Origin of the sequence: Pollutimonas bauzanensis, from assembly GCF_040393045.1 — a bacterium.
Taxonomy (GTDB): Bacteria; Pseudomonadota; Gammaproteobacteria; order Burkholderiales; family Burkholderiaceae_B; genus Pollutimonas; species Pollutimonas bauzanensis_A.
In genome coordinates this window covers 1-8735 of sequence record NZ_JBEBUX010000163.1, presented here as the reverse complement: position 1 = coordinate 8735, position 8735 = coordinate 1, and the positions used below count along the sequence as shown (strand labels likewise).

The following is an 8735-nucleotide window of genomic DNA, read 5'->3' as shown; positions in this document are numbered from 1 at the left end:
TTCAACAGGAGCTGTTTCGACGGGCGTTGTTTCGGCAGGTGCTTCAGTCGTAGCAGCTTCCACTTCTACCGGCTGAGTGGCAGGCTCGGCTTGAACCGGCAGTTCCTGAGTTGCTGCGACTGGTGCCGCTTCTACAGCGGGCGCTACGTCGGCAACAGGAGCGATAACAGCTTCAGCAGGCGCAGTAGCTACGGCCGGGGCAGTTTCCACAACAACAGGAGCAGGAGCAAGAACAGGGGCAGCTTCTACAGGCGTCGGGACGGCTTCGGAAAACCCGCCTTGGGCTGTCGCAATAGCTGGCAATACCTGTGGGTTAAAGGCTGGCGTTTCGTGGGAAACGAATGCCTGACCTTCTTCTGTAGTATCGCTTTCGCTGTCTTGCGCGGCGCTGGTTTCAGTGCCGGTTTCTGTGCTGCGGCGACCACGACGGCTGCGACGACGACGGCGCTTGCGCTCTGGATCAAGCTGGTCGTTGTCGGAGGCCTGGTCTATGGAGCCGTCGACAGCCGTTTTTTGCTGATCAGAGGCTTCGTCGGCAACTGCTGAGGCCGATACTTCCGCCGCTGCGGTCAAGGGCAGGTCATTGTTGTCGAGTTCAACGGTTTCGCTTGCGTTCTCGTCGCGACGATTGCGTCCGCGTCCGCGGCGGCTGCGGCTATTGCGGCCGGAGCTTGCCGATTCGCTGCCATCGGCCGGCGATGCAACTGCCGGTGTTACCGCAATACCAGCGGCACGTTGCTCGGAGACAGCAGCCGTTTCCTGGACTGCGGACTGACGGCGCGTTCTGGCAGCTGGGGCCGAGGCTTCGCTGGACTTATCTTCGACGGCATCTTGACGACGTTCACCACGGCGTGGGCGATTACGATCACCTTGTCCGCGTTCTCGGCGCTGCTCGTTATGGCGGCTATTCTTGTTGCGGCCGGCGTGCTGGGGTTTGGCTGCTTCAGCGACAGGCGGCTTGGGTGCTGCTGTGCTGGCGCCAGTCAACCAGTTGATCAGGCGTCTGATCAGGCTGCTTCCCTGGGTAGCGGGTTTGGCAGCAGCGCGCGCAGGGGCATTAGGTGAAACAGGAGCGGGTTGCGAAGGCGTTATGCCCTTGACCAGTGCTTCAGGCCGAGTCTTGGCTTCTTGCTCTTTGTTGGGTGCCCAGGTAAGTTGCGGCTCAGGCTGAGTAACCAGATCGAAACTGGTCTTGATTTCTTCCAGTCGCGGATCGTCGTGACGCAACCGCTCGATATGATGATGCGGTGTTTCCAGGTTCTTGTTGGGAATCAGAACCAGGTTGATCTTCAGGCGCGACTCAATCTTGGTGATGTCGGCGCGCTTCTCGTTAAGCAAGAAGGTGGCGACGTCTACCGGGACTTGAGCGTGCAGCGCAGCTGTGCCTTCCTTCATGGCCTCTTCTTGCAGAAGACGCAGAACGTGAAGGGCGCTGGATTCGGCATCGCGTACAACGCCGGTTCCGTTGCAGCGTGGGCAGGTGATATGCGAGCCTTCGTTCAGGGCAGGACGCAGGCGCTGACGCGATAGTTCCATAAGACCGAAACGTGAAATCTTGCCCATTTGCACTCGGGCGCGGTCAAAATGGAGGGCATCGCGCAAGCGTTGCTCTACGGCGCGCTGGTTTTTGTTTTCTTCCATATCGATGAAGTCGATCACGATCAGGCCGCCAAGGTCGCGCAGGCGTAACTGACGGGCTACTTCGTCGGCGGCTTCCAGGTTCGTGCGCGTCGCGGTTTCTTCAATGTCGGAACCGCGCGTTGAGCGCGCCGAGTTCACGTCTACGGCAACCAGGGCTTCGGTATGATCGATGACGACTGAGCCTCCCGATGGCAACTGGACGGTGCGCGAGTAGGCGGTTTCGATCTGGTGTTCGATTTGGAAACGCGAAAACAGGGGTACGTCGTCGCGGTACATTTTGACGCGCTGGACATTGTCGGGCATGACAACGCTCATGAAAGCGGTGGCTTGCTCGTAGATATCGTCGGTGTCGATCAGGATTTCGCCGATTTCGGGCGAGTAGTAGTCGCGGATGGCGCGGATGACCAGGCTCGACTCCAGGTAGATCAGGATGGGCGCCTTGTTTTCACGGGCGGCCGCGTCGATTGCATTCCAAAGCTGCATTAGATAGGACAGGTCCCACTGCAGCTCTTCGACGTTGCGGCCTATACCGGCGGTGCGTGCGATGATGCTCATGCCAGCTGGAATATCCAGTTGGTCCATGGTTTCACGCAGTTCCTGGCGGTCTTCGCCTTCGACCCTGCGCGAAACACCGCCGCCACGTGGGTTATTAGGCATCAGCACCAAGTAGCGGCCTGCCAGGGAGATGAACGTGGTCAGGGCTGCGCCCTTGTTGCCGCGCTCTTCTTTTTCAACCTGGATGATCAGTTCCTGGCCTTCGGCGAGGGCCTCCTGGATACGCGCAGTGCGTACATCAACGCCTTCTTTGAAATAGGTCCGGGCCACTTCCTTGAACGGCAAGAAGCCGTGACGGTCTTCGCCGTAGCTGACGAAGCAGGCTTCGAGGCCAGGTTCGATGCGGGTGATTACGCCTTTGTAGATATTGCCTTTGCGCTGTTCGCGGCCGGCCGTTTCGATATCGAGGTCAATGAGCTTCTGACCGTCGACAATCGCAACGCGTAGTTCTTCTTGATGCGTTGCATTGAACAACATTCGTTTCATGAGTGTATTTCTCCGTAGTCATGGCGCACCGTAAATCGGCGCACGACCGCGGGTCGTTCGGTGTGAGGCGCTAAATCTGCAGCGGGGGCTTGCTGACTGCGTCGGCAATGCCCACCTTGTGTCAGGAAGGCACAGCGGACCTGTAGGTACGCAGTTCAGTCAGCAGGGAGGTCAGATTCACTATAGTGGTTGACAAAAAAATTGCTGGGAACGGCAGTCGCGGTTGTTAGTTCGCGGCTGGTGCATTAAACGTATGACAAACTTCGCAAGAGATTCAGAGCCGCACGCGGTTGGCAGTAGATCTGGATGAACAGCGGGCGCTATGCCACACAACTATTTTCAAGATCGGGCTTGCCCCGGCGACCAAATGACCCAGAAGCTGAAAGGCAGGCAGTACAATATGGGCCTTGTTCGTCCAACGGAGACGCATCCCTTGCATCTCTACGTTTGGCGGTTTTTTTCAGCTTCTATAGGCTGACGCGATTATATGCCGCTTTTCCCTATGCGCAAAACAGTTATTACCGAAAACCCTGCTCCTAGTGTACGTTTTGTTGAAATTGGCGCCGAGCAGGCCGGCCAGCGCATCGACAATTTTTTATTACGTCTGTGCAAAGGCGTGCCAAAAAGCCATTTGTACAAGGCCATACGCGGCGGCGAAGTGCGGGTCAATAAGGGCCGCATCTCTGCGGACTACCGGCTCGAAGAGGGTGACACCGTGCGGGTGCCACCCTTACGGCTGCCCAAGCCCGATGAAGCCAGGGTAGTGCCGCCGGCAGTGTTTCCTATCGTGTTTGAAGATGAAGCGCTTATTGTCATTGACAAGCCAGCTGGCGTCGCCGTGCATGGCGGCAGTGGCGTATCGTTTGGCGTTATCGAGCAATTGCGCGCCGCTCGCCCCGACGCGGCTTTCCTTGAGCTCGCTCATCGCCTGGATCGGGAAACCTCGGGACTGTTGCTGATCGCAAAGAAACGCAAGGCCTTGCTGGCATTGCACGACATGATGCGCGAGGGCGGCGGGCGTAAGCACTACCAGGCGCTGGTTGTCGGCGACTGGGTGAATGACAAGCAGCATATGCGCCAGCCTTTGCTCAAATGGCTGACCGCCTCCGGCGAGCGACGGGTCAAGGTGGATGCACAAGGTAAAGCGGCGCATACCATTATTACGCTGCAAAAGCGCTATGGCCGCTATAGCCTGGTGGGTGCCGAACTGCGTACGGGCCGTACGCACCAGATACGTGTGCATTTGGCATCGGGCGGCTATCCTATCGTGGGTGATGACAAGTACGGGTCCGACGATGTACGGGCGCGATTCGCCCGATTGGGGTTTGGCCGCATGTTCTTGCATGCGTGCCGGCTGGAGCTTCCCCATCCCCTGACGGGCGAGCCTATGGTGCTGTTAGCGCCACTGCCGCCTGCATGTACACATATTCTTGACTATCTGGAGCACAATTCGTGAAACGCTATGACGCTGTGGTTTTCGACTGGGACGGCACGGTTATGGATTCGACACATTCCATCGTGGCAGCAATCCAGTCCGCCTGCGCCGATGTCGAGCTTCCCGTTCCCGACGCCAGTACGGCTAGCTGGGTAATTGGGCTTTCCCTGGAAAGCGCTCTATATCACTGCGTTCCTACGTTAACCGCCGACCGTATGCCGCTTTTTCTTGAGCGCTATCGTTTTCATTTTTTACAGCGTGATCCCGAAATCAAGCTGTTTGACGGCATTCTAGAGTTGTTGGAGGTGCTGCGGGAGCGCCAAGTAGTGCTGGGTGTAGCCACCGGTAAAAGCCGCGTGGGCCTGGACAGGGTATTGGGCACTACGCAACTGCTAAGCCATTTTGATGCGACACGCTGCGCTGATGAATCTTTTGGTAAGCCGCACCCTGGCATGTTGCTGGAAATCATGGAAGAGCTCAGCCTGCGCCCAGAGCAAGTATTGATGGTCGGCGACACATCGCACGATATACAAATGGCGACTAGCGCCGGAATGGATAGCATGGCCGTTACTTATGGGGCGCATGATCAGCGTACCTTGATCGAGGCCGCGCCTACGGTAATGGTTTCCAGCGTAAGTGAAATGCAGGCGTGGCTGCTGGATAGGGTGTGATGTTCCAGGTTCGCACGGAACTTCTCGTGTCGAACTGCCGTCTTACTACACAGTTGACGCGCTAAGGCCCCTTGTTCGAGGGGCAATTGTGCCGATCCGGTAACGCGAAGCTAAAGGGCGGTCATGTCTAAAATCAAAATTCCGTATATTGCGCCATCTGAAATTACGCCTGAAGCCGTTTGGCTGTCGCGCAGAAAGTGGTTGCTGCAGGCCGGCGCAGGGGTTGCGGCGCTGGGTGCGGGTGGTCTGGTTCCGGACCTGTCCGCCTGGGCCGCCGGCCAGCAAAGTTCGGCATTGCCGGCCCAGCCTAATCCACAATACTGGTTAAGCAACAAGCTGACTTCCGAAAAAGATGTCAGTTCTTATAATAATTTCTACGAGTTCGGCACAGGCAAGACCGATCCGCTGGACTATGCCGGAAAAATGCAGACCAGGCCGTGGACTGTCAGCATAGAAGGCGAGGTCGCCAAGCCTCGCACATTCGATATTGACGATTTGCTTAAGCTGGCCAGCCTTGAAGAGCGAATTTACCGGTTGCGCTGTGTGGAAGCGTGGTCCATGGTGATCCCCTGGAGCGGATATTCTCTGGCTACTCTGCTAAAGCAGGTCGAGCCGACCAGTAAGGCTAAGTATGTAGAGTTTGTTACCGCAGTCCAGCCCGACAATATGCCGGGGTTGGGCGATCGCATTATCGACTGGCCTTATGTGGAAGGCTTGCGCATTGATGAGGCCATGCATCCTCTGACTATGCTGGTGTTTGGCGTATACGGCAAGGTATTGCCTAACCAGAACGGCGCGCCTATGCGCGTGGCCATTCCCTGGAAGTACGGCTTCAAATCGGGAAAATCTATAGTAAAGATTCGTTTGCTTGAAAAGATGCCAGTTACCAGTTGGGTAAAAATTGCATCGAATGAATATGGTTTCTACGCAAATGTGAACCCTGATGTGCCGCATCCCCGCTGGAGCCAGGCTACGGAACGCAGAATAGGCGACGGGATTTTTGCGCCGCGGGTCGATACCCTGATGTTCAATGGGTACGCAGATCAGGTGGCATCGCTTTATACGGGAATGGATCTTAGGAAAAACTATTGAAATCCAATTGGACGGCGGCGCAAATCGCGCGCATCAAGCCTTGGGTATTCTTGTTAGCCCTGTATCCCGCTTTTCGCTGGGTTTGGTTAGGGTTCAATGAGGGTTTAGGAGCCAATCCCGCCGAGTTTCTGATTCGCTCATCGGGAATCTGGGCGTTGGTTGTCTTGTGTTTGACGCTGGCGATTACCCCTGTTCGCCGTATCCTTGGTCAACCTGCCCTGGTTCGCTTGCGCCGAATGCTGGGACTCTTCGCCTTTTTTTATACCTGCTTGCACTTATTGGGCTGGGCTTTTTGGGAGCGCGGCTGGTCGTTTGCGTCAATGTGGGATGACGTTGTTCAGCGAACATTTATTACGGTGGGGATGATCGCTTTCGTGCCTATGGTCGCGCTGGCATGCACGTCTACGCGCGGGTGGATACGACGCATGGGGCATTACTGGCAGCATTTGCACCGTACTGTTTACGCCATCGCGGCGCTGTCGGTATGGCATTTCTGGCTGGTGCGGGCGGGGAAGAACGACTTTTTCGAGCCCTATGTCTATGGGGTGATTCTTACGGTGCTGCTATTGGTGCGGGTAGGTTATTTCGTGCGGCGGCGTTATGTCTGATAACGCCGCGTGTTGTCAGGGCAGGGCTTTTAGTATGGCAAGGGTTTCGGCATCTGGCTGGCCGTCGTAAAGGGCAGGCCGGTAATGCATCTGGAATGCGGTGATGACGTTTCTGGTGCCCTTGTCCAACACACCGTTACGTGGCACCTTATAGCCCGCCCGCGCTAGTTCCTTTTGCATCCAGGCTATGTCCGGCAATCCATTTCGTAGGAATTCTTGCGCGTATTCTTGCGCCTTGGCATCGTTGTACCAACGCCCAATACCTTTCTGGGCAAGTTCCTTCCACGGAAATAACGGACCCGGATCAATCTTGCGCTGCGGCGCGATATCGCTGTGCCCGACAATATTCAGGGCTTTGATCTGATGGCGGCTGACGATGTCCTGGATCAGGGCGGTGACAGCAGCGATTTGAGCCGGGGGGTATGGCTCCCAGCTATTGCCGTTGCGGCCCTGGTTGACGATTTCTATGCCTATGGAGCCCGCATTCATGTCGGTGCGGCCGAACCACTCGCTGATGCCTGCATGCCAGGCCCTGCGATTTTCGTCGACGAGCTGATAAATGCGCGGTACGGGGTCGTTAGTGATCAGGTAGTGGCTGCTTACGTTTTGTTCTGACAATATTTTTAACGAGGCTTCATTCCCCGTTGAGGTGTAGTGCAGCACGATGAATTCGATTCGGCTGTTCTGGCTTTTGGCCTGGATGCTGCGGTCGATCTGCAACCCCTCTGGTTGATAGGTGCCGCAGGCCGCTAAGACCAATAGCAGGGCGGCGGCGACGATATGCTTGCCGTGCATGCGATCAGTGCCCGGCCAAAAACAGGAAAATGGTGGGTTTCTTTGCAAGGTCGGGGGCGGGGCGGGTTTTCCACTCGGCGATTGTGCGTGTCTGTACCAGCTCATCGTTCGTAGTCAGAGATCGGGCAATGCAAAGCCGGGTATTGCCTTTGAGGGCGAGCTTCAGCGCTTCGAACATGGCCTCGTTACGGTAGGGGGTTTCGATCAGAATTTGGGTTTGTTCATGTTTTTGCGACTCGATTTCCCAGGCTTTTAGTTGCTTGGCGCGCGCCGTTGGCTCGACCGGGGCATAGCCGTGAAAAGCGAAGCGCTGACCATCCAGTCCGCTGGCCATCAGGCTTAGCAGGATGGACGAGGGGCCTACCCAAGGTATGACGCGTATTCCCATGCTGTGTGCGACAGCCACTACCTTGGCGCCCGGGTCGGCCACTGCGGGGCAGCCGGCTTCCGATACGAGTCCAATTTCCCCGCCTTCGAGCAAGGGCGTGAGCCAATCCCGCATTTGTTGCGCATTGACCTTGTTATCCAGTGTATGGATGGTAATTTCTTGCAACGGGCCTGCCGTGCCTATCAGTTTGAGAAAGGCGCGTGCCGTTTTCGCATTTTCAGCAATATAGGTAGTGAGCCGCCCGGCAAGCTCTCGGACGGCGTTCGGCAACCATAGTTCGGGGGCGGCCTCGCCCATGCCTACGGGGATTAAATGTAAAGTTCCAGCTGATTTCACTGCTGCTCCAGAATTAAGAGTTCAATGGATTTGAATGGGTTAGCGGATTGATGCCGAAAGAGCGCAACATCCGGCTTAATGCGATAAGGGGCAGGCCGATAATGGCGGTGGGATCGTCGGATTGCATGCTTTCCATCAGGGCAATGCCCAGTCCTTCGGCCTTGGCGCTGCCCGCGGTGTCGTAAGGTTGTTCTCGATGCAGATAGGCAGTGATCTCGTCCGTGGTCAAGTGCCGGAATCGGCATAGTGTGACAATATCAGCCGTCTCGTGGCGCTGGCCATTGCTGACGCACAAAGCGCTGTGGAATTCTACGGTTTGGCCGCTCAGTTGTTCGAGCTGGGCCTGGGCTCGCTCGAAACCGCCTGGCTTGCCGATAGGCTCGCCATGAATGGTGGCGACCTGATCGGATCCAATCACCAGTGCTCCTGGGTGGGCGGGAATGATCGCCTGCGCCTTGGCCAATGATAGCCGCAATGCCAGGGCAGTTGGGCTCTCGCCGGGCAGCGGGCTTTCGTCGATATCTGGCGATATGGCGATGAAAGGGATGCCCAGGCGCTCCAGCATTTCTTGGCGGTAGCGGGAACTTGATGCAAGGATAAGACGCATAGTAGAGTATTTGCTTGTACGGTTTGACTGGCGGGGGTGGCACGCGTTATTATCTAATGTTTTCTTCTTGCGTGGTTATTGCAGCGCGGCTAGAAAAGATAAGCAGTAAAGAGCAGGATAA

General features: G+C 56.5%; 8 protein-coding genes. 4 read left to right on the top strand and 4 right to left on the bottom strand.

Annotated elements, in window-relative coordinates:
- On the bottom strand, positions 1-2682 hold a 2682-nt coding region (locus ABWO67_RS17945; RefSeq protein WP_353154261.1), incomplete at its 3' end, for an Rne/Rng family ribonuclease.
- 502 nt (positions 2683-3184) lie between these two features.
- On the opposite strand from ABWO67_RS17945, the gene ABWO67_RS17940 reads away from it, so the two are divergent.
- From ABWO67_RS17940 to msrQ, 4 genes are all read left to right on the top strand, one after another.
- Positions 3185-4138, top strand: a complete 954-nt coding sequence (locus tag ABWO67_RS17940; protein WP_353154259.1) for an RluA family pseudouridine synthase — start codon at positions 3185-3187, stop codon at positions 4136-4138.
- On the top strand, positions 4135-4788 hold the full coding sequence (locus ABWO67_RS17935; protein ID WP_353154257.1) for an HAD-IA family hydrolase: 654 nt from the start codon (positions 4135-4137) through the stop codon (positions 4786-4788). Before ABWO67_RS17940 ends, ABWO67_RS17935 begins: the two co-directional genes overlap by 4 nt.
- 123 nt (positions 4789-4911) lie before the next feature.
- Entirely contained in the window at positions 4912-5880 is a 969-nt protein-coding gene (gene msrP / locus ABWO67_RS17930; RefSeq protein ID WP_353154254.1) for a protein-methionine-sulfoxide reductase catalytic subunit MsrP, read from the top strand.
- Positions 5877-6488, top strand: a complete 612-nt coding sequence (gene msrQ / locus ABWO67_RS17925) for a protein-methionine-sulfoxide reductase heme-binding subunit MsrQ (protein WP_353154252.1) — start codon at positions 5877-5879, stop codon at positions 6486-6488. The genes msrP and msrQ overlap by 4 nt, the downstream gene beginning before the upstream one ends.
- Positions 6489-6503: 15 nt before the next feature.
- Here msrQ and ABWO67_RS17920 read toward each other — a convergent pair whose 3' ends face one another.
- The 3 genes from ABWO67_RS17920 to ABWO67_RS17910 are packed head-to-tail and all read right to left on the bottom strand — an operon-like array spanning position 6504 to position 8614.
- Entirely contained in the window at positions 6504-7283 is a 780-nt protein-coding gene (locus ABWO67_RS17920) for an N-acetylmuramoyl-L-alanine amidase (protein WP_353154249.1), read from the bottom strand.
- Between the two features lie 4 nt (positions 7284-7287).
- Positions 7288-7968 carry an SAM-dependent methyltransferase gene (locus ABWO67_RS17915; RefSeq protein WP_353154264.1) on the bottom strand — a complete coding sequence of 227 codons (681 nt, stop codon included), beginning with the start codon at positions 7966-7968 and terminating at the stop codon, positions 7288-7290.
- A 52-nt stretch (positions 7969-8020) separates the two neighbouring features.
- Complete coding sequence (locus ABWO67_RS17910) at positions 8021-8614, bottom strand: Maf-like protein (protein ID WP_353154247.1); 594 nt, start codon at positions 8612-8614, stop codon at positions 8021-8023.
- Between the last annotated feature and the right edge of the window lie 121 nt (positions 8615-8735).

What these genes read in the sequence shown, in the direction of transcription:
- ABWO67_RS17940 (WP_353154259.1), top strand. Translation starts at nt 3,185, where the DNA reads ATGCGCAAAACAGTTATTACCGAAAACCCTGCTCCTAGTGTACGTTTT.
- ABWO67_RS17920 (WP_353154249.1), bottom strand. Translation starts at nt 7,283, where the DNA reads ATGCACGGCAAGCATATCGTCGCCGCCGCCCTGCTATTGGTCTTAGCG.
- msrP (WP_353154254.1), top strand. Translation starts at nt 4,912, where the DNA reads ATGTCTAAAATCAAAATTCCGTATATTGCGCCATCTGAAATTACGCCT.
- ABWO67_RS17910 (WP_353154247.1), bottom strand. Translation starts at nt 8,614, where the DNA reads ATGCGTCTTATCCTTGCATCAAGTTCCCGCTACCGCCAAGAAATGCTG.
- ABWO67_RS17915 (WP_353154264.1), bottom strand. Translation starts at nt 7,968, where the DNA reads ATGGGCGAGGCCGCCCCCGAACTATGGTTGCCGAACGCCGTCCGAGAG.